This is a genomic window from Buchananella hordeovulneris, from assembly GCF_001907235.1.
Lineage (GTDB): Bacteria > Actinomycetota > Actinomycetes > Actinomycetales > Actinomycetaceae > Buchananella > Buchananella hordeovulneris.
Genome location: NZ_MQVS01000001.1, coordinates 41,284 through 61,144 on the forward strand (window position 1 = coordinate 41,284; position 19,861 = coordinate 61,144).

Consider the following 19,861-nt stretch of genomic DNA (forward strand, 5'->3'; position numbering starts at 1 on the left):
GGCTGCCCACGCTCAAAGATGAACGCGGAGGGAAGATGAAACACCGCAAACGACGGAGGTTCGTTGCCGCCCTGGCTTCAACAGCCTTGGCAATGACGGCTTTCGTCGGCGGGGCAACAACCGCCCTGGCTGACGAAACCACCACCCCCACCCTGACCGGGGAAGGGCTCACGGGGGTAGTCCCCGCCCTGAAAAATGTCCAACTCACCCCAGACGCGGCTCCGTGGCGCCTGCAGGCAGCCACCCGCGTCGTACTAGTAGAAAGCGATTCGGTGGACCTCTCCGCCGAAGCCGCCACTTTCGCACGCGACCTGGACGAAAAGTCCGAGCTGCTAACCGCGCCACCGCAGGTGGTCACCCTCGCGGCTGGGACCCACGCCGCGACCGACATCGTGCTGAAGTCCGGCGCGGTGGCGGGCACCGACAAAGCTGATGCCTACCAGCTGCAAGTCGATGCCAGCGGCGTGAGCATCACCGGGGCCGACAAGCACGCCGTATTCCTCGGCACCCGCACCGTCCTGCAGTCGATCATCTCGGCCGGAGGCCTGCAGGCGGCCACCGTCACCGACTGGCCGGACTACGCCACGCGCTCGCTGCACGTGGACGCGGCCCGCAAATACTTCTCGCCCCAGTGGTTCAAAGACCAAATCAAGCGCATGAGCTTGCTCAAGCTCACCGAGCTGCAGTACCACTTCTCGGAAAACGAGGGGTTCCGACTGCAGACCGAGATGTACCCCGAGGTGGTCTCGGAGGAGCACATCACCAAGGCTGAGCTGGCGGAAATCCTGGCGGTGGCGCGGGAATACCACATCGAGGTCATCCCGGCGATGGACATTCCCGGCCACATGGGCAAGGTGCTGGAGGCCCACCCCGAATGGCGGGCCGGTAACGACAACGTCGGCCGGCGCGTGCTGGACTACTCCAAGCCGGAGGTTCGCAAGTTCGTCACCGACCTCATCGACGAGTTCGCCCCGCTGTTCCCCACCGACAAGTGGCACATCGGCGGCGACGAGGTCTTCGACCCGGACCGCCTGGCCAGCCTGGGACGTTCCTTCCCCAGCCTGCAGGCCTACGCCACCGAGAACGTCGGTGCGGGCGCCTCGGTGATGGACGGGTACATGCACTACCTCTCCACCGTCGACTCCTACCTCAACAACAACGGCAAGAGCCGGGTGCGGGCCTGGAACGATGCGCTCTACGTCGGTGACCAGGCCTCGCTGCCTGCCGACGTGGAGGTCACCTACTGGACCAAGTGGCACCGGACCATGCCGAGCGTGGCCAAGCTGGTGGAGAAGGGGCACAAGCTCATCAACTACCACGACGGCTTCTTCTACTACGTGCTGCCCCGCTGCCCCACCTGTGCCTACAACCAGCGGGTCCCTGCCTCGGCCATCTACGACAACTGGCTGCCCGTTAACTTCTCCGGCAACCAGACCGCACCGGCTGACTCGGTGCTCGGTTCGTCCTACGCCATCTGGGCCGACAAGCCTGATCTTGAGACCGAAGAGGTGATAGCCAACGGCATTCGGCTGCCGCTGGCCGCCATGGCTGAGCGGGTCTACGCCGGCGAGCAGTCGCAGGTGCCTTACTCGGTGTGGGAGCACCGCATCAATGTCATCGACGGCAAGGCCAGTGGCCTGCCCCCGGCCCCGCCCGTCGACACCTCCATCCCGGTGGAGAACATGTCGGTCACCGCGACCAGTGAGGAAAGCGCAATGGAGGACGGCCGGGCGCGTAACGTGCTCGACGGCCGTACCAACACCATTTGGCACACCAGGTGGTCTGGGCCCCGCGACTCTTTGCCCCAGTCGCTCATTTTCGAGCTGAACTCCAGCTACGACCTCACGGGCCTGCGCTACACCCCGCGCCAGGACCTGGCTTCCGACCCCTCTAACTCGATGATTCGGGAATACCGCATCTACGTGTCGGCCGACGGCCAGACCTGGGGTGAGCCGGTGGCCACCGGTCAGTTCCCGCGTGGCGCGGCCGTGCAGGAGGTGCCCTTCCCGAAGACCACTGGTCGTTTCGTGAAGTTCGAAGCCATCTCGGCCCAGGTAGGGACAAGCCACGCGTCGGCCGCCGAGGTGCGGCTGTACGGGGAGAAGGCCGCCGCTCCCGAGCCGCCCGCCCCCGAGGCGAAGGTACAGCTGAACGTCACCGCGAGCCCGGCCACCACCGAGCGTCTGACCGGCGGGCAGCAGGTGGTGTACACGGTGCGGGTGGTCAACGCGGGCACCCAGCCGCAGCAGTTGCAGGTTGTTGGTGGACACGGGCAAGGCAAGTTCGTGGTGACGGACGCCGAAGCCACCTTGCAAGGAGAGGGGGCCAGCGGCGAGGCCGCCAACGACGACAACGCGGGCTCCTGGACCGGCACGTTGCCCGCTGGCGGGCAGCTGGTGCTGGAGATCAGCGGTAACGTCAAGGCGGATGCGACTGGGGAGCTGCAGTTCGCCACGGTGGTGAGCAGCGGCGACACCCAGCTGGCGGACAGCACCCTCACCCACCAGATTCAGACCGCCGGCCCGGAACCGGCTCCCGATTCGATGCCGGAGGTGACGCTCACGTCGCAGCCCGCGGCGGGAACCGAGATTGCGCCCGGGCAGACGGTGGTCTACCAGCTACGGGCACACAACACCACCAACAAGGAGCAGCAGGTGGCGGTGGGCGGCCTGTTCGACATAGAGCAGCTGAGCCTCAAGTCCGTCAACGCGCACCTGTTTGCCAGCGAAGGGGCGGCTCCGACGCCGTTGACCTTCGATCGGGCCAACGAATCGGCGTCCTGGCGCGGGGCCATCCCGGCCGGAGCCGTGCTAACGGCGCAGTTCACGGCTGAGGTGCGGGCAGACGGCGCGGGCCAGGCGGAGGCGGTGTTCATCGTGCTGGGTGCCAACCTGGCTGACGCCTTCTCGCAGCAGGTGTTGCACCCCATCAAGGCTGCGCCGACCCCGACGCCGACGCCGACGCCGACGGTTACGCCGACGCCGACGGCTACCCCGACGCCGACGGAGACCCCGGCCCCGACCCCCACGCCGACGGCGGCACCGCTGGAGGTTGTGCGGGTGGCCGGAGCCAACCGGGTAGACACCGCCATCAAGGTGATGCAGGCCGGCGACTTCTCTGACGCGGCAGTGCTCTCCACTGGCGCCTCGTTCGCGGACGCCATGGCGGCCGGTCCGTTGGCTGGCGCCTTGCGGGCCCCAGTGCTACTGACCATGGGTCCGTCCCTGGAGCCGAATCTGTTGTCCGCGCTCAAGGCGGAGTCGGTGCGCAAGGTGTACGTCGTCGGCGGCCCGGGAGCGGTCTCGGAGGCCAAGGTGGCGCAGCTGCGCGCCGCGGGCATCGAAGTGCACCGCATCGCAGGGCGGGACCGTTTCCGCACCGCAGTGGCGGTGGCGGAGGAGACGATCCGGCTGACCGGGGCGCCGGCCCGGGTCTACCTGGCAGACGGCATGGACTACGCCGACGCGTTGACCACGGGGGTGGCGGCCGCCAAGAACAAGGGCGTGCTCATCCTCACCAACCGCGACAAGCTGCCGCAGGTCTCGGAGAAGTTCCTCATGGATCACCTGAGCGCGGCCACGGTCGCGGTGGGCGGTAACGCCATCGCGGCAGGCAAGTCCATCGGTTTGATCAGTGGAGTCACGATGGAGACCATCGCTGGTCGCAGCCGGTACGCCACGGCTGCGGAACTGGCAGACAAGCATCTGCCACAGGCCAAGATGGCAGTGGTGGTTTCCGGGCAGAACTACGCGGATGCGCTCGCGGGCGCAGCGCTGGCGGTCAACAGCGACGGCATGCTGCTGCTCACGGCCACCAACCGGGTTCCTGCCCCCACCGAGGAACTGCTGCGGGCACGCCCGGCAGTGGAAGATGTGGCAGTCCTGGGCGGGCCAGGCACCATCAGTCCGGAGGTGGACAAGGCGCTGCGGGAGCTAGTGCGCTAGCTCGGTAGCAACGAGGAGGGGGGACAGCGCGGGCGCTGTCCCCCCTTCCGTGTGCGGTGATCGAGCAGTGGGCGATGTCTTGCGTGATTCTGGCTCCAAACTAGTATTGGCAATAAGAATCCTTCAGAGTTGCAGGAGCCCTCATGACAAATGCTCGTCCCCATCCGTGGCGCCACAGCCTTGCCGCTGTGGCGGCTGCCAGCTTGGCCGTCGTCGGACTAGTGCCGACCACCGCCCTCGCGAACGAACCTCCCGCCGTCCTGTCGACCCCGGAACGGGAGCTGGTGCTGCGCTACGCGGCCCCCGCTACCCACTGGGAGAGCCAGTCCCTCCCCATCGGTAACGGGGCAGTCGGGGCCAATATTTTTGGTGGCGTGGAGCGCGATAAGCTCCAGCTCAACGAGAAAACCCTGTGGTCCGGCGGTCCGGGTTGCGCCAACTACGACTTCGGTATCTGGGACAAGTCCCAGCGGCCCACCGCGCTGGAAGAAGTACGGCAAACCATTCGGGCACGCGGGGAAATGGATGCCTCGCAGGTTGCCCGCCTCCTGGGCAAGGCCCGCAACTGCTACGGCTCTTACAGCCAGTTCGGCAGCCTGGAGTTCACCTCGCCGCTGACCGGCGCGACCAACTACGAACGCAACCTCGACATCAAGCGCGGGGTGGCCGCCACCACCTTCACCGTCGACGGGGTGGACTACCGCCGCGAATACCTCGCCTCGCACCCGGATAACGTCGTCGCGGTGCGGTTGAGTGCCTCCGCCAGCGAGAAGATAACCACCACGGTGGCCTACCGGGGCCTGCCCGCAGGCGGCACGGTGGCCGCCGACGAGCAAGGCCGCATCCGCCTGACCGGCGCCCTGGACTCCGGGAAAGACCCCAACGGCCTGAAGTACGTGGGCGAGATTCGCGTCCTCAACGAGGGCGGTAACCGAGTGGCCAACGAAAATGGCACCGTCACGGTAACTGGTGCCAATGCCGTGACCTTGCTGTGGACGGCCGGTACCAACTACGCCAACGTGCACCCGACCTACCGCGGCGACGAAGCCGACGCCCGCGTGACCGCCACCCTGGACGCGGCAGCAGCGAAGAGCTGGGATGACCTGCGGGCCGGACACGTGGCCGACTTCCAGCCAATCATGGACCGCGTGAAGTTGCACCTGGCCGGGGCAGACACCTCGCAGCTGTACACCGACGCGCTGCGGTCTGCCTATCGCGGCTCCAGCGACCAGGATCGGGCCCTGGAGGAACTGTATTTCCAGTACGGCCGCTACCTGTTGCTGTCTTCCTCCCGCCCGGGCGATAGCGAAGCGCACCGCCTGCCGGCCAACCTGCAAGGCCTGTGGAACAACTCGTCCACCGCCCCCTGGGGTGCCGACTTCCACACCAACATCAATATCCAGATGAACTACTGGCCGGTCTACACCACCAACCTGGCGGAAATGGACCTGCCTTACCTGGACTTCATTAACAAGTACCGGGTGCCGGGCGCCGACGCCGCGGAGCGCATGTTTGCCGCCCGCGGGTGGGTGCTGCACAACGAGGTCAACCCCTACGGCTTTGCCGGGGTGCACGACTGGGCGACGGCTTTCTGGTTCCCGGAGGCCAACGCTTGGCTCGCGCAGGAGTTCTGGCAGCGCTGGCTCTTCACTGGCGACCGCACCTTCCTGCAAGAGCAGGCCTTCCCGGTCCTCAAGGACACCGTGCTGTTCTGGTTCGACATGCTGGTGGAAAACGCCGACGGCAAGCTCGTGGTCTCCCCCGCCTACTCTCCGGAGCACGGGCCGTTCACCGAGGCCACCGCGATGGCGCAGCAGCTAGTGACCGAGCTATTTGTCTCCACCAAGGCGGCGGCCGAGGAACTGGGGATTGTCGATGAGTTCACCGCCGAACTGGACGCCAAGCTCGCCAAGCTGGACCGCGGCATCAAAGTTGGGCAAGACGGCCAGATTCTGGAGTGGCCCAATGAGGCAGTCGACGCGCGCGAGCGAGCAGCCGAACCGGCCCACCGCCACGTCTCCCAGCTCTACGCCCTGTTCCCGGGCACCGAGATCTCGGACGCTCTCAGCCCCGACTTTGCGAACGCGGCCCGCGAGACGCTCCGCCAGCGGGGCGACGGCGGCACCGGCTGGTCCATGGCGTGGAAGATCAACTTCTGGGCGCGGCTGCTGGATGGCGACCACGCCCACCTCATGGTGCGCAACCTGCTGACGCAATCGACGCTGCCGAACCTGTGGGACAACCACCCGCCGTTCCAGATCGACGGTAACTTCGGGGGCACCGCTGGTTTTGCCGAGATGCTCCTGCAGTCGCACGCGGGCGCCATCGACCTGCTGCCGGCCCTGCCCACTAACTGGTCGGCGGGCTCCTACGACGGACTCAAGGCCCGCGGCGGCCACACCGTTGGGGTCACGTGGGCCGACGGCACCCTGAGCCAGGCCCGGATCACTGCGGCGGCGGCAGGGCCGCTGAAGGTGCGGTCGGCCGAGTTCGGGGCGGCCGTGCAGGTGTGGGACGTCACCGCAGGCAAGCAGGTAAACGCCGTGGTGGCTGACCGGATCGCCACCTTCCCGGCTGAACTCGGCCACGTCTACGTGGTGCAGCCGACGACGGGCCTGGCGGCCAGCGCCGCCCCGGCTTCCTGGGGGCAGTCCTCTGGCGTGACGGCCACCATCACTGGTACTCCCGGGGCCGCCACCTTGACCTGGGAAGGGCCGGACGGGTGGCAACTGCCCGCCGCCACCCAGGTGACGCAGGCTGGCACCGTTGAGGGCACCGTGACTGCTCCCGCGATGCCCGCCGCCGCCCCGAGCAGTGTCACGTTGACCGCCGTGCTGACCGGAGAAGGCTGGGTGATCCGCAAGCCGGTGACCGTGCAGGTTATCGACCCGGCGGTCATCAGCCAGTCGCAGATGCGGATCCATGCGGTTTCCTCGCAGGAGACGGTGGGGGAGAACGCCCCGGCGACGAACGTCATTGACGGTGACACCGGCACGTTCTGGCACAGCCAGTGGTTCAACGCCTCCCCTAACCACCCACACTCGCTGACCGTGGACCTAGGGGCCAGTGAACGATTGGCATCGGTCACGTTCACTCCCCGGCCCACCGCTCCCAACGGGCGGATCAAGGGGCATGTCGTGGAGATTTCGCCCGACGGCAATGGCTGGGAGCGGATTGCGGCCGGGGATTGGCCGAATGCGGCCACGCCACAGACCGTGACGCTGGACACGCCGCAGGAGGCGCGCTACGTGCGTATCTCCACCTCGTCGTCCTACGGCCCGACCGGGGGGCCTGCGAACTACGTGTCGTTGGCGGAGTTCACGGCCCGGCGGGCTGTTGCTGCCCCGCCCCCAGGTGGGGAAGAAGAATTCGCTTTCGCGCTGCAAGCGGAGGCCAGTCCGCAGGCAGGCCAGTCGGTTGCCCCCGGCTCGACCATCGAATACACGATCCAGGTGGGCAACGACTCGGCGCAGGCGCGGCAGCTGATCTTCGGCGGCGTGCCGGTCAACGACAACGTGCAGATCAAGTCCCTGGAAGCCGCGGTGACTACCGCCGACGGGCAGGCAGCTGAAGTGTCGCTGGAGCAGGCCGGAGGCGCGTTTGGCTGGGAGGGCGAACTGCCGGCCAACGGCAAGCTGGAAGTGCATCTAGTGGCCCAGGTGGCGCAGGACGCTACCGGGGAGGTGCGTTACGGCTTCGTGGCGACCACTGCTCAAGATGCTGCCCCACAGACAGTGGTGGTTGCCCACCCGGTGGGGACGGCACCGGCGCCGACGCCGACTGCCACCCCGACCGCTACTCCGACGCCGACGGTTACGCCGACTGTCACCCCGACGCCGACGGCTACGCCAACGCCGACTGTCACCCCGACGCCGACTGTCACCCCGACCGCTACTCCGACGGCGGAGCCGCAGCCGGACGTGGTACGGCTAGCTGGCAAGAGCCGAGTGGCCACTGCGGTGGAGGTGGCCCGCCAGGGCGGCTTCACCGGTAAGGCTGCGGTGCTCGTCGACGGCACCGGTTACGCCGACGCCGTGGCGGCCGGCCCGCTCGCGGCCGCGGTGGACGGCCCGCTGCTGCTGACCGTCAGCCCGCAGCTCGAACCGGCAGTGCTCAGTACGCTGCTGGAAGGCAAGTACGAGACGGTCTACATCGTCGGCGGCAAGGCTTCAGTGTCCGAGATCAAGGAGCGTTCGCTGCAGTTGGCGGGCCTGCAAACCAAGCGCCTGGCGGGCAAGTCCCGTTACGGCACGGCTGCCGCGGTTGCCGGACAGGTCGAACAGGTGACGGGCCAAGTGGCGGCAATCTTCTTCGCTGACGGTTCCGGCTTCCCCGACGCCCTGGCTGCCGGAGCCAGTGCGGGGGCCAACAGCGGCGTCGTCCTGCTGACCGACGGGGCCCGCCTGCCGCAGGAGACCCGCGTCTTCTTGGCCAGCCACCCGCGGGCGCGCGTCGTCGGGGTCGGCGGTAACGCAGTCAGTGCCCTGCGGTCCGCTAAGTACCTCGATGGCGTGACGATGACGGCCGTGTCTGGGCCGAACCGGTACGCCACCGCCGCGCGGCTCGCGGAGAAGTTCGGGGCGCAGGCCACGGCCGTAGTGGTGGCCTCCGGCAAGGACTTCCCCGATGCGCTCGCCGGTTCGCCGCTGGCGGTCGCCAAGGACGCGGCCTTGCTGCTGACCACCCCGCAGACGCTGCACAAGGAAGCCGAGCAGATCGCGGCAGCCAAGCAGCTGACGGGTGTGTGGATTGTTGGTGGTACCGGCACGGTGTCAACCGCGACCGAGGACACTTTGCGGACGCTACTGCGCCGCTGAGCTGACCAACTGAAAGGCGGGAGCACTTCATGCATGAAGTGCTCCCGCCCCTTGTCTGAAGGACAACTGTTGTCGAGCCTGCGCGGCGACCGCCAGCAATCCTGGGTACCCCCCAACTTGGTGCGCGCGGGGCGTAGCCCTGCGGTGCGCTCCTAGCGGTCTAGGCGGCCGCTCCCCGCGGGGCGCGGGCTTGTGGAGGATCCGCCTGCACTACGGGCTCCAGGTGCACAAGTGTGCCGGTCTGCTGACGGCTGGGCTCGGTGGGCGTCGAGGGCGCCTGCGCGGCGGCGGTTGCCGACTGTGGGACGACGGCCTCCGCCGCAGAAGCCTCGAACTTCGGGAAGGGCTGGCGGTCGGCGTGGATCTGGGAAGCCACCCCCGCCAGGACTACCAGGGCGATGCCGACTATCTGGGGCGTGGCCAGCGCCTGGTCCAGTATCAAGAACCCGAGCAGCAACCCGAAGGCGGGTTCCAGCGCGGTGAGGGTGCCGAAAGCCGTCGGGGTCATGCGGCGCAAAGCTGACAGCTCCAAGATATAGGCGAGGCCGGGAGTGAGCAGCCCGAGGAGAGCAGCCAAGCCGAGAGCGGGCCACGTAATGTTTCCCCAGGCGCTCGGGATGCCGGGCACCGCCAGGCACAAGGCCGCCAGCGGCAGCATGAGGGCCAGCCCACCGAGGCCGCTGACGCTCTTGCCGACCTTGTGAGTGAAGATGATGTAGCCCGCCCAGCCGAGAGCCGACAAGCTGGCGAAGGCCACACCGAGCAGGTTCACCTGTCCTTCCCACGGCCGGGTCAATAGCAGGACGCCGACCAGCGCAACGCCCGGCCAGATTGCCAAACGCCAAGAACGGGACAGAAACACTGCGACAACCAGCGGGCCGAGGAACGCGATAGCGACCGTGGTGCCCAAAGAAATGCGGCTCAGGGCGGCCACGAACCCACCCGTCATGCAGGCGGTAGTGACCCCGAGGGCCAGCACGACCGGCCACTGCTGCGCTGTCAGGGAGCGCAGCGGGGGGCGCGCCAAACACAGAATGAAGATCGCCCCCATCGTCACCCGCAGCCAGGCCGCGCCTGCGGGCCCAACCTGCGCGGACAGGGTGACAGTGAAAGCCGAAGCCAGTTGCACCAGGAACATAGCGACGATGGTCAGCAGCCACGGCGGCAACAGGCTCAAAGGCGAACGGCGCAGCACGAAACCTCCTCTTGGAAAAGCGCCAGCGCGCAGCAAAAACGCCGCGCGCGAAGGAATGGGTTTTTGGAACGACTGTTCCTGACGAGGGAAGATTGTGCCTCGCCGGAGGCCGGTTGTGCCAGGGGAAAACTGTGATTTGGGGCGGCGGACGGCAGGAGGTGCGCCACAGGAGCGGGCCGGGATGGCTGGGGCATGAACGGCGGCGGACAAACGTATTACCTTGTGCGGATGCGCGGAGAGAAATGCTTTACGTTGCACAGCGGCGGGGAGGGAACCAATGGGTGATACGCGTGGGACGGAGTTAGTTGGGGAGGGCGCTGCGCGCGTCACAGTGGCCGAGGTGGAGCGGGTCGCCACGGCGTATCACCAGCAGCGATTCCGACTGGCTGGCGCGATTACCCTGCTTGTGGCCGCTCCGGCGGTATGGCTGGCGCTACTGACGTACACGCTCACCCCAGCTGCGGCGTTCTCGCGCGGGATCGCCCTGTGGTGGGGCGGCGGATTATGGCTCGGGAGCGTGGCGGTCGCGGCGGCACAGCTCCTGCAACGCACCGCGGCGATCGCCGCGGTGGTACCACGACACTGGCAGCAGGGAGGAGCTAAACCGCCCGCCGTGGCGTGGGGAGTGCAACTGGCAGAATCTCACGACCCCGCCCGTCGGCGGCGCCTGCTGGTGGCGCGGAGTGTGTGGGGCGGAGCCGTAGTGGTCCTCATATTGGCTGGTTTGTCGGCAGGAACTAGCGGCATGTCCACGCTTGGCTACGGGGCGGCGGCCAGCCTGCTGCTCACCGCCGTGGGCCTGGGCATCTATCTGCCCGCAACCTGGGCCACGGGCGTGGCTCGCAGACTGCGGGTGAGTCACTGATGAAGGCGGTGGGCTGCCGTCATGTCTTTGTTTGACCGCCATGCCCTTGGGCCACCATCATGTCTTTAGGTCACCATCATGCCCTTGGGTCACCGTCATGCCCTTAAAACACCGAAATAGGGACATGGTGGTGCCTTAAGGACATGATGGTGCCGTAAGGACATGATGGTGCCGTAAGGACATGATGGTGAAAGCGGCTCCACTTGGGCAGCTGCGGTGCCGGGGCGCGAATGGCGCGGTGTGACTGGTCTGTGCGGGCGGTAATGAGCAGGCAGAGTGGGGCAGCTGCGGCTAGCCGCACGCGATACCTGCACACCTGGCCGCACGCGATACCTGTGGATCCAGCCGCACGCGTCCTCGCGCGCTCCCGCAGCCACTTCGCAGGCCCCAGGCGCCCCGCCCGCCCCGCAAACAGCGGATCCCCCGAGGCATCGCCTCGGGGGATCCGCTTGTGGCTCCGACCGGTGTCGATCCGGTGACCTTTCGATTTTCAGTCGAACGCTCTACCAACTGAGCTACAGAGCCTCGATGGTCCGCTGCCCGGTGAAAACACCGGGCAGTTTCTCATCAGCGACCCCGACGGGACTTGAACCCGCGACCTCCGCCGTGACAGGGCGGCGCGCTAACCAACTGCGCTACGGGGCCTCGTGTGGCACGAAGCCGATTTTTGATCCGCGGCAAGCCGCTGATCCGTACCCCCAACGGGATTCGAACCCGTGCTACCGCCGTGAAAGGGCGGCGTCCTAGGCCGCTAGACGATGGGGGCCTTGGCGCTTCCGTTCACCGCTCTGGTAACTCGGAACGGAGGATAGCTTATGGGTAAGTGGGCCCCAGATGCAAACCGAAGTGAGCGTGAGCCGCAGCACATCGGTGCCGTGGACGCAAAAACGGCGGTATGGCGCGAAAAATGGCAGCATGGCTGCATGGTGGAAATCAGCGACGAAGATTTTGACGCCGCCGTGCGGGACGGCTTGGACCTAGTGCCCCCGGAGTTGGCGGAGCAGATGGACAACGTCGTCGTGCTGGTGCGAGACGAACCAACCGCCGAACAACTCACCGCCAACGACGGGCACGACCTCCTCGGCCTGTACGAGGGTACGCCGCTGCCCGAACGAGACTTCGGTTGGGCGTCCGGGTCACTGCCGGACTGCATCTTCATTTTTCGCGGTCCTCTCAAGCGGTGGTGTGCCTCGGAGGAGGAACTGGTGGAGGAGATCGCGGTGACGGTGGTACACGAAATCGCCCACCACTTCGGGATCGATGACGATCGCTTGCACGAACTGGGGTGGGCGTAGGTATCGCCTCCGCGGCCTACGATGGCGGCATGAATGCTGGGGCAAACATCGGTGAGGTGACAGGCCTGGTCGTGGCGGGCGTCGTCGCGGGCCTGGCGGGTGCCTGGCTGCTGCTGTTACTGCTGCGGCTGGTAGATCGACGCTACGCCGACCACAAGGAGCTGCGGCGCCCCATCGTGGTGCCAGTGTTCACCGTCGGCGCGGTGGGGGGAGCGCTGCTAAGCGCCCACATCAAGTGGCTGTGGCGGGGGCTGCGCGAACTGCCAACCTGGGCAGAGGTGTTGGATCGGGTGCTGGTTATTGCCCTGATTGCGGCGGTGACGTGGCTGGTGTCGCGCAGCTTGCGGATAGTGGAACTGCGACTAGTGGAGCGCAACGAGGCCGACGCGCGGGCCCTGCGCCGCATCCGCACCCAGGCGCAGGTGCTGCGGCGGGTCGGGCAGGCGTTCGTGTGGGCGGCGGGCGTGTTCGCGATCGCCATGACTTTCCCGGGGGCGCGGGGTACGGTCGGTTCGCTGCTGGCGTCGGCCGGTCTCATCTCGCTGGTGGCGGGGTTGGCAGCACAGAGCGCGCTCGGCAACCTGTTTGCCGGCTTGCAGCTAGCCTTCACTGATGCGCTGCGGATGGACGACGTGGTTGTCGTGGAGAACACCACCGGCAAGGTCGAAGAGATCACTTTGACTTATGTGGTGGTGCGGGTGTGGGACGATCGCCGCCTGATTCTGCCTTCCACCTACTTCACCTCCACCCCGTTCGAGAACTGGTCACGCCGCGACGATGCTATGCGCGGCACCGTCTTCTTCGACCTCGACTGGGCGGTACCGATGGGGCAGTTGCGGACCGTCGTGGAGGAGGTGGTGCACCCGTCGCCGTTGTGGGATGGACGTGAGTGCACGGTTGAGGTGACGAATGCCAAGGGCGGCTCGATTGAGGTGCGGGTGGTGGTTTCGGCAGCCAATCCGACGCGCCTGTGGGAGTTACGTTGCTTAGTGCGCGAGACTGTCGTGCAGTGGCTGCAACGGGAAGCGCGGGAATCTTTGCCGCGGACGCGCGTTGCCTCAGAGGCCTGGCCGGAGCAACCTAGCCTGCAGGCGGCAGCGGCTGTGGCCGACGCCGCCCAGCAAGCCAGGCAAACTGAGGGGCTGGCGCAGGCCGAACGCGAGCAGCAGGAGCTGGCGCGGCGGCGGGCGGCGGCCCGGAAGCGAACGAAAGGATTAGGGAAGAAATGACCGAGTTGAGCGATGCCCAGTGGCGGGCGAAGTTGTCTCCGTTGGCCTACCACGTGCTGCGGGAGGCGGGCACTGAACGTCCGGGCACGGGGGAGCTGCTGCACGAGCAGCGCGATGGCACCTACCAGTGCGGTGGGTGTGGGGCGCATCTGTTCGATTCGCTTACGAAGTTTGATTCGGGTTGCGGCTGGCCGAGTTTTTACGCCCCGGCAGATTCGCAGGCGGTGCGCCTGATCGAGGATCGCTCGCACGGCATGGTGCGGACTGAGGTGCGGTGCGCTAACTGCGACGGGCATCTCGGTCACGTTTTCCCGGACGCGCCGCAGACTCCGACGGGGGAGCGATTCTGCATGAACTCGGTGTCGCTGTCTTTCACGCCGAAGCCGTAGCGTGGGGGCGGCCGCACAAGTCTTGGGGGGCTTCGCTGGCTTAGGGGCGATCGTGCTCATCGGCTACGTGTTGGCCGCGCGCGGATTACTGGTGGGGGCGACGGGGCTGGCCAGCGACGACGACAGGCTCGGTTCGGTTGCCGACACCTTGACGCGGGTGTGCTTCTTCGCCGCCACCCCGGCGTTGCTGTTTCACTCCATCGTGCAGTCGCGGGCATCGTTTGCCTCCCGCACGACCTTGGTGTCCGTCGCCGTGCCGGTGGTGGTTATTGGCGGGGTGACGGTGTGGTCTTGGTGGCGGTCGCGCCGGTGGGGCAGTGCGATCGCCGCCGGGATGTGCGCGGGCTACGTGAACGCCGGCAATCTCGGTTTGCCGATCTCGGTGCTGTTGCTGGGGGATGCGTCCCCGATTGCGCCGGTGTTGCTCCTGCAGCAGGGGCTGGTGACTCCGATGGCGTTGATGCTGCTGGATCGCCAGGCGCGCCTGTCCGCCGCGGCTGCGTCAGCTGAGGTGGGGCGGCTGCGGGCGGCTTGGCAGCTGTTGCCTTTGCGGCACCCGCCGGTGGTGGCAGTGTTGTCGGCGCTGGTGGTGCGGGCCGTCGGGTGGCAGGTTCCCGACGTTGTCCTCACCAGCGTGCGCACCCTCGGCGGGGCGGCCGTGCCCCTCATGTTGTTGGCGTTTGGGATCTCGTTGCGGGGCCGCGGCCTGCCAGGGCGGGGGCGGGATGGACGCCAGGTGTGGGCGCTGAGCCTCTGCAAGCTGGTGGTGGCTCCCGCGCTGGCGCTCGGCGCGGGGGCTGCGTGGGGGTTTAGCGGGCCAGAGTTGGCGGTCGTTGCGGTCACCGCGGGGCTGCCGACGGCGCAGAATGTTTTCCTCTACACCAACCGGTTCAAGGTCGGCCACGAACTGGCCCGGCAGGTGGTGGCGGTGACGACGTTGCTGTGCGTCCCGGGGTTGGTGGCCGCCCGTTTACTGTGGGGCTAACGGGCGGCCGACGGCAGGCTCAGCTGGGCATGGCGAGCGGGGGCTGGCCGATCCAGGCCCGCAGCTGGTTAACGATCTGCAAGGTGCCTTCTCGTTTCCCGGCGGAGGCGAGGCCGAGTTTTTCCACCGTGTGGAGGACGACCTCGAAGCGTCCCTGCGGCCCCGTGACGGCCACGGTGTAGAGCTCCTCCGAGGTGAACGGGGCCTGGCCGAGGGTGATGTCGCTGACGGCGGGGCGGGGAATCTCCGCGGTCAGAGCCAGTCCCTGCGCTCCGCGTGTGTAAAGACGCATGGAGTGGGCGGCGGCCACCAGCACGGCCTTGTTTTTCAACATTCCCGAGGCGAAGGTTTTGGGGGCGGCGCCAGGGGTGATGAAGTAGCCGGGCCAGGCCAGCACCAGGGGGTCGGCTTGACGTTCTTGCTGCAGGATCTGGCGGTATCCGCCTTTTTCGCGCCGCAGCCACCAGACGAGCAGGGCGATGGCAAGGGCGATGGCAGCGATGATGTAGAGGACGTAGTTCCAGTCGTTGTTGGTCGCGCGCCTAATGATGCGAATAATCGCGAATGTGGCGACGGCGGTAGCGGCAGGTAGCAGCGCCTTCTTGCTTGCTTGCATAGAGATTTCTCCCTGTGGGCACTTGTGTCTTTACGCACAGTGTAGGGGGCGGGAGAAATGGGCATTGGTCCTAGTCCCGCCACCGCCTCTACCCTTAGGGTTGCCTTACTGGACTTCGTGTCAGCGAAGTGGGAAGTTATGAAGCGACCTGAAAGGGGTTCCCATGCGCGCTTTCTCGCGCCCGAAACTAGCTGCTGCCCTCGCCGCGGCGTCCCTGGCCCTAGTGGCCTGCGGTGGCACGTCTGCCGACGACGGCAAGATGAGCGGTGAGGACGGTACCGGCGCGGCGGACAAGCTCACGGTCTTCGCCACCACCGGTTACCTCGCCGACGCGGTGCACAACATCGCCCCAGAAGCCGAGGTCATCACCATGGTCGGTCCCGGCGGTGACCCGCACACTTACCAGCCCTCCACCAAAGACATCGAAACCATGCAAAAGGCCGACCTCGTGGCCTGGAACGGTCTGCACCTAGAGGCCCAGATGCTCGATCAGCTGCAGAGCCTGGGGGACAAGCAGATCGCGGTCGGCGAGATGCTGCCCAAGGAAAACCTCCTGGACTGGCCCGAGGAGGACGAGCACGGCAACCCGCTGCACGACCCCCACATCTGGAACTCGCCCGATAACTGGTCTCTCGTCGTCGGCTACCTGGGCGACAAGCTAGCCGAGATCGACACCAAGAACGCCGAAACCTACAAGAAGAACGCTAAGGACTACCAGCAGCAGATCGCGGACATGAAGTCCGCTGCCGAAGCCAAGCTGTCAACCATCCCGGCCCCGCGTCTGCTCATCACCGGGCACGACGCCTTCAACTACCTCGGCAAGACCTTCAACCTGGAGATCAAGGCCACCGACTTCGTTTCCTCCGAGGCCGCCCTCTCGCCGCAGGACCTATCGAACCTGGCCAAGGAGATCGCTGAGAAGAAGGTCCCGGTCATCTTCCAGGACAACCTGGCCAACCCGCAGGCCATCACTTCGCTGAAGGAAGCCATCCAAGCCAACAACTGGAAGGTCGAGGTTTCCGACAAGGAACTCTTCGCTGACTCGCTCGGCGCTGAAGCGGGTGTCGACACCTACCTCGGCGTTTTCAACCACAACGTCGAGGCCATCACCACTGCCCTGGGAGGAAAGTAACCCATGTCCACGCCGCTGGCCTGCCAGGCCCGCAACCTGACGGTCGCCTACCACGCCGCCCCCGTCCTTACCAAGGTCGACTTTGCGGTACCGCAAGGGGTGGTGATGGGCGTCGTCGGGCCCAACGGCGCCGGCAAATCCACCTTGCTGAAAGCCATGCTAGGGCTCGTGCCTCCCTTGGCGGGGCAGTCGCTATTCTTCGATGCGCCCCTCAGCCAAGTGCGCAGCAGAGTGGGATACATGCCGCAGGCCGCGAGCGTGGACTGGGACTTTCCCACCACCGTCCTGGACGTGGTCACCATGGGCACCTACGGGCGCCTGAAGTGGTTGGCTCGTCCAGGACGCAAGGAAAAAGACCAAGCCCGCGCCGCCCTGGAGTTGACGGGCATCGGCGAGCTCGCAGGCCGCCAGATCGGGCAGTTGTCCGGCGGGCAACGCCAACGTGTCTTCCTGGCCCGCACTCTGGCCCAAGGCCCAGACCTGTACGTCCTAGACGAACCCTTCCAGGGCATCGACGCCCGCAGTGAAGCCGCCATGGTCGAAGTGCTGCACTCCCTGCGGGAACAGGGCAAGACCATCGTCATGGTCCACCACGATCTGGCCACCGTTCGCCACTACTGCGACCACGTCACCCTGCTCAACAAGCGCGTCATCACCTGCGGCCCGGCAGAACAGGCCTACACCCGGCAGGCCATCGCCGCCGCCTACGACGTGTCCCACATCGACGACGCCTTCCTCGAGTTCGTCTCATGAACCTCCTGGAGTTCCTCGCCGACCACACCTACCGGATGGTCTTCTTCGGCACCGCCATCATCGGTTTTGTCGCCGGAGCCCTCGGGACCTTCGCCTACCTGCGCAAGCAGTCCCTGATCTCCGACGTCATCTCCCACTCGGCCCTGCCCGGGGCACTCGCGGCCTTCCTGGTCGCGGTCAGTCTGGGGGTAGACGGGCGCAACATGCTGGTGCTGACCGTGGGGGCGGTGGTGGTGGCCACCGTGGCCTCCCTGCTTGCCAACGCGATTGCCAACTACTCCAAGCTCGCTATCGACACGGCGATGGCCGTGGTCCTGGCCAGCTTCTTCGGCGGCGGCATGTTGCTGATGCGCATCATCACCAACGGGCGCTTTCCCGGCAAGGGCGGCATTCAAGACTACCTCTTTGGCAACGCCTCTGTCATCACGCGCGCTGACCTGTACACCACGGCCGTAATCGGGGCGCTGGCCCTGGCGGTGATGGGGTTGTTCTTCAAAGAGTTCGCCGCCCGCACCTTCGACCCCGCCCACGCCGAGGTGCTTGGCTTCTCCGGGCGCATCGTCGACGTGTTGATGTTCGGCACCATCGTGACCGCCACCGTGCTGGGCGTGAAAAGCGTCGGCCTGGTGCTGATGGTGGCCCTGGTGGTCACCCCGCCAGCCGTGGCACGGCAGTGGAGCCGCACCCTGCCAACAATGACGCTGCTGTCCGGCATCGTCGGTGCCGTCAGTTGTGGGCTGGGGGCCTATCTGTCCGTGTCCCTCGGCAAGGTGCCGACCGGCCCGGTGATCGTCGTCGTGCTGTTTGTCTTCCTCCTCATCTCCCTGCTGGCAGCCCCCGGCCGCAGCGTCCTAGCGCGGGCCTGGCGGCGTGCGGCGGCCAGGCGAGAGCTGAAGCTGCTGGCGATCGGAAAGGCGGAGAAATGAGTTTCGTATTCGGGGCGGGCCTGCTGGCGGTAGTCACCGCGCTGGCGTGTGCCCTGCCGGGCGTGTTCGTGGTGCTGCGGAAAAACTCGATGCTGGCCGACGGCATTAGTCACGCGATTCTGCCGGGCATCGTCGTCGGTTACTACTTCACCCACGATCTCGACTCCCCGTGGCTCATACTGGGCGCGGCGCTGGCGGGCCTGCTCGTGGTGCTGGGCAGCGAATGGTTGGGGCGCACCGGCCTGCTTACCGGAGACGCGCCACAGGGCTTGATCTTCCCGGCCCTCTTCAGCTTCGGCGTCATCCTGGTGACCTTGAACTTCGCCAACGTGCACCTCGACACGCACGCGGTGCTGGTGGGGGACCTCAACCTGGCGGCCTTCAACCAGTGGATCGTGGATGGGGTCTCATACGGCCCGCAGTACCTGTACGTCATGCTCGCGGTGTTGGCCGTCAACGTGCTGTTCATCGCGGCGACCTACCCGCAGCTGAAACTCGCCACCTTCGACCCGGCGTACGCCCAGATCCTTGGGCTGCGAGTACGCGGACTGAACACGCTGTTCATGTTCCTGGTCTCGGTGACGGTAACTGCCGCTTTCAACGTGGCGGGCGCCATCCTGATCTTGGCCCTCATGGTGATTCCCGCCGCCACCGCCTACCTGGTCAGTCACCGGCTGCCCGTCATGATCGCGCTCGCGCTTGGCATCGCCGCTGCCGGGGCCCTGGTGGGATTCCGGCTGGCGTATTGGGTGGACGCCGCCACCTCGGCGGGGATGGCGGTGTTCTATGGCCTGGTGTTCACCGCGGTCTTCGCCGGCCAGCGCCTGCACCAGTGGTGTCGGCGGCGCGCAGCGGTGCGCTCTCTAGCTTGACCGTGGTGGGAGCGGGTACCCGTTCAGACTGCCCGCCCCCACCACTGGTCTAGGTGGACCGGCAAGGTAGCTAGTCTCGTGGGGTCGCCCACACCGCCGCCGCTGCCTGCTCCCCAAGGGCGATGGTGGCGCGGCCGAGGGTGACGGCAAGCGTGCCCGAGTATGGGGCACCGGGCGCTACCCGCACCTGGGTGCCGATGCCCAAGCCGACGGAGGCGAAGTATTGCAGGAGGGCGGAGTCGTCGTCGGCGATGCGTTCGACGACGGCCGTGGCCCCCACCGGCAGTTGCGGCAGCTGCACGGCAGCCGGGTGGACGACGCTGCCGTCCGGATGGGGGATTGGATCGCCGTGTGGGTCTCGAGCGGGGTGATCCAGGGCGGCCGCCAGCCGGTCGACAAAGAAGTCAGAGACCACGTGTTCGAGTGCCTCGGCCTCCTCGTGCACCTGGTCCCAGCTGTAGCCGAGTTTCCACACCAGGAACGACTCGATGAGTCGGTGGCGGCGTACCATCGCCAGGGCGTGTTCCCGTCCCAATGGTGTCAAAGTCACTGCACCGTAGCGGGCGTGCCGCAGCAGCCCCTGGGCAGTCAGTTTCTTAATCGCGTCAGAAGCGGTGGAGAGCTTGACATTCACGCGGGCCGCGACGGCTGAGGGAGTGACCGGCGCGTCGGACCACTCCTGCAGCGCCCACACGGCCTTGAGGTAGTCCTGGGCGCTGGCCGACAATGAAGAAACCGACATGACCCCAGGCTAACCGAGTGATCCCACTCCGGATCCCCGCTCGGTGGCGTCCTGGCGGCAAATCTTGCTCCAGTGCCGCCCCGTGCGTCCTGCCGGGCGGG

14 protein-coding genes and 3 tRNA genes are annotated in these 19,861 nt (G+C 66.7%); 11 read left to right on the forward strand and 6 right to left on the reverse strand.

Features of this window, described 5'->3' with window-relative positions; translation table 11 throughout:
* Nucleotides 1-92 precede the first annotated feature (92 nt).
* Complete coding sequence (locus tag BSZ40_RS00180; RefSeq protein ID WP_073822091.1) at nucleotides 93-3,944, forward strand: cell wall-binding repeat-containing protein; 3,852 nt, start codon at nucleotides 93-95, stop codon at nucleotides 3,942-3,944.
* A gap of 143 nt (nucleotides 3,945-4,087) precedes the next feature.
* Nucleotides 4,088-8,761, forward strand: a complete 4,674-nt coding sequence (locus tag BSZ40_RS11175) for a glycosyl hydrolase family 95 catalytic domain-containing protein (protein ID WP_084542497.1) — start codon at nucleotides 4,088-4,090, stop codon at nucleotides 8,759-8,761.
* A 160-nt stretch (nucleotides 8,762-8,921) separates the two neighbouring features.
* On the opposite strand, the gene BSZ40_RS00215 is transcribed toward BSZ40_RS11175, so the two are convergent.
* Nucleotides 8,922-9,956: an EamA family transporter gene (locus tag BSZ40_RS00215; RefSeq protein ID WP_073822093.1), complete on the reverse strand. Its 1,035-nt coding sequence runs from the start codon at nucleotides 9,954-9,956 to the stop codon at nucleotides 8,922-8,924.
* Between the two features lie 277 nt (nucleotides 9,957-10,233).
* On the opposite strand from BSZ40_RS00215, the gene BSZ40_RS00220 reads away from it, so the two are divergent.
* A complete protein-coding gene (locus BSZ40_RS00220; RefSeq protein ID WP_073822095.1) occupies nucleotides 10,234-10,821 on the forward strand; it encodes a hypothetical protein in 588 nt (195 codons plus the stop codon).
* A gap of 452 nt (nucleotides 10,822-11,273) precedes the next feature.
* Here the strand turns inward: BSZ40_RS00220 and BSZ40_RS00225 are convergent.
* The 3 genes from BSZ40_RS00225 to BSZ40_RS00235 form a co-directional block, all read right to left on the reverse strand.
* Nucleotides 11,274-11,346: transfer RNA gene (locus tag BSZ40_RS00225), tRNA-Phe, on the reverse strand.
* A gap of 46 nt (nucleotides 11,347-11,392) precedes the next feature.
* Nucleotides 11,393-11,466: transfer RNA gene (locus tag BSZ40_RS00230), tRNA-Asp, on the reverse strand.
* 48 nt (nucleotides 11,467-11,514) lie between these two features.
* Nucleotides 11,515-11,587: transfer RNA gene (locus tag BSZ40_RS00235), tRNA-Glu, on the reverse strand.
* Between the two features lie 157 nt (nucleotides 11,588-11,744).
* Between BSZ40_RS00235 and BSZ40_RS00240 the strand changes: the two genes are divergently transcribed.
* Genes BSZ40_RS00240 through BSZ40_RS00255 form a run of 4 tightly spaced genes read left to right on the forward strand, consistent with a single transcriptional unit; the run spans nucleotide 11,745 to nucleotide 14,719 of the window.
* The gene (locus BSZ40_RS00240; protein WP_073822695.1) at nucleotides 11,745-12,116 is read left to right on the forward strand and encodes a metallopeptidase family protein; all 372 of its coding nucleotides are present in this window, start codon (nucleotides 11,745-11,747) and stop codon (nucleotides 12,114-12,116) included.
* A 29-nt stretch (nucleotides 12,117-12,145) separates the two neighbouring features.
* Complete coding sequence (locus tag BSZ40_RS00245; protein ID WP_124851559.1) at nucleotides 12,146-13,345, forward strand: mechanosensitive ion channel family protein; 1,200 nt, start codon at nucleotides 12,146-12,148, stop codon at nucleotides 13,343-13,345.
* Nucleotides 13,342-13,734 carry a peptide-methionine (R)-S-oxide reductase MsrB gene (gene msrB / locus BSZ40_RS00250; protein WP_073822099.1) on the forward strand — a complete coding sequence of 131 codons (393 nt, stop codon included), beginning with the start codon at nucleotides 13,342-13,344 and terminating at the stop codon, nucleotides 13,732-13,734. The genes BSZ40_RS00245 and msrB overlap by 4 nt, the downstream gene beginning before the upstream one ends.
* A gap of 1 nt (nucleotide 13,735) precedes the next feature.
* Nucleotides 13,736-14,719, forward strand: coding sequence for an AEC family transporter (locus tag BSZ40_RS00255; RefSeq protein ID WP_073822101.1), 984 nt, complete (start codon nucleotides 13,736-13,738; stop codon nucleotides 14,717-14,719).
* A 19-nt stretch (nucleotides 14,720-14,738) separates the two neighbouring features.
* On the opposite strand, the gene BSZ40_RS00260 is transcribed toward BSZ40_RS00255, so the two are convergent.
* Nucleotides 14,739-15,335: a hypothetical protein gene (locus BSZ40_RS00260; RefSeq protein ID WP_073822102.1), complete on the reverse strand. Its 597-nt coding sequence runs from the start codon at nucleotides 15,333-15,335 to the stop codon at nucleotides 14,739-14,741.
* Nucleotides 15,336-15,498: 163 nt separating this feature from the next.
* Here BSZ40_RS00260 and BSZ40_RS00265 point away from each other — a divergent pair, with 163 nt between their 5' ends.
* From BSZ40_RS00265 to BSZ40_RS00280, 4 genes are read left to right on the forward strand one after another with little or no spacing between them, the layout of a single operon-like run.
* The gene (locus tag BSZ40_RS00265; protein WP_073822104.1) at nucleotides 15,499-16,467 is read left to right on the forward strand and encodes a metal ABC transporter substrate-binding protein; all 969 of its coding nucleotides are present in this window, start codon (nucleotides 15,499-15,501) and stop codon (nucleotides 16,465-16,467) included.
* Between the two features lie 3 nt (nucleotides 16,468-16,470).
* A complete protein-coding gene (locus BSZ40_RS00270; protein WP_073822106.1) occupies nucleotides 16,471-17,220 on the forward strand; it encodes a metal ABC transporter ATP-binding protein in 750 nt (249 codons plus the stop codon).
* Nucleotides 17,217-18,146 carry a metal ABC transporter permease gene (locus BSZ40_RS00275; protein WP_073822108.1) on the forward strand — a complete coding sequence of 310 codons (930 nt, stop codon included), beginning with the start codon at nucleotides 17,217-17,219 and terminating at the stop codon, nucleotides 18,144-18,146. Before BSZ40_RS00270 ends, BSZ40_RS00275 begins: the two co-directional genes overlap by 4 nt.
* A complete protein-coding gene (locus tag BSZ40_RS00280; RefSeq protein ID WP_073822110.1) occupies nucleotides 18,143-19,018 on the forward strand; it encodes a metal ABC transporter permease in 876 nt (291 codons plus the stop codon). The genes BSZ40_RS00275 and BSZ40_RS00280 overlap by 4 nt, the downstream gene beginning before the upstream one ends.
* Nucleotides 19,019-19,088: 70 nt before the next feature.
* Here the strand turns inward: BSZ40_RS00280 and BSZ40_RS00285 are convergent, their stop codons facing one another.
* Nucleotides 19,089-19,760 carry a metal-dependent transcriptional regulator gene (locus BSZ40_RS00285; RefSeq protein ID WP_073822112.1) on the reverse strand — a complete coding sequence of 224 codons (672 nt, stop codon included), beginning with the start codon at nucleotides 19,758-19,760 and terminating at the stop codon, nucleotides 19,089-19,091.
* Nucleotides 19,761-19,861: the final 101 nt, after the last annotated feature.

Bases quoted from the DNA above. Each gene is read 5' to 3' on its own strand.
- BSZ40_RS00180 (WP_073822091.1), top strand. From the start codon at position 93: ATGACGGCTTTCGTCGGCGGGGCAACAACCGCCCTGGCTGACGAAACC.
- BSZ40_RS11175 (WP_084542497.1), top strand. From the start codon at position 4,088: ATGACAAATGCTCGTCCCCATCCGTGGCGCCACAGCCTTGCCGCTGTG.
- BSZ40_RS00220 (WP_073822095.1), top strand. From the start codon at position 10,234: ATGGGTGATACGCGTGGGACGGAGTTAGTTGGGGAGGGCGCTGCGCGC.
- BSZ40_RS00240 (WP_073822695.1), top strand. From the start codon at position 11,745: ATGGTGGAAATCAGCGACGAAGATTTTGACGCCGCCGTGCGGGACGGC.
- BSZ40_RS00245 (WP_124851559.1), top strand. From the start codon at position 12,146: ATGAATGCTGGGGCAAACATCGGTGAGGTGACAGGCCTGGTCGTGGCG.
- msrB (WP_073822099.1), top strand. From the start codon at position 13,342: ATGACCGAGTTGAGCGATGCCCAGTGGCGGGCGAAGTTGTCTCCGTTG.
- BSZ40_RS00260 (WP_073822102.1), bottom strand. From the start codon at position 15,335: ATGCAAGCAAGCAAGAAGGCGCTGCTACCTGCCGCTACCGCCGTCGCC.
- BSZ40_RS00265 (WP_073822104.1), top strand. From the start codon at position 15,499: ATGCGCGCTTTCTCGCGCCCGAAACTAGCTGCTGCCCTCGCCGCGGCG.
- BSZ40_RS00270 (WP_073822106.1), top strand. From the start codon at position 16,471: ATGTCCACGCCGCTGGCCTGCCAGGCCCGCAACCTGACGGTCGCCTAC.
- BSZ40_RS00275 (WP_073822108.1), top strand. From the start codon at position 17,217: ATGAACCTCCTGGAGTTCCTCGCCGACCACACCTACCGGATGGTCTTC.
- BSZ40_RS00280 (WP_073822110.1), top strand. From the start codon at position 18,143: ATGAGTTTCGTATTCGGGGCGGGCCTGCTGGCGGTAGTCACCGCGCTG.
- BSZ40_RS00285 (WP_073822112.1), bottom strand. From the start codon at position 19,760: ATGTCGGTTTCTTCATTGTCGGCCAGCGCCCAGGACTACCTCAAGGCC.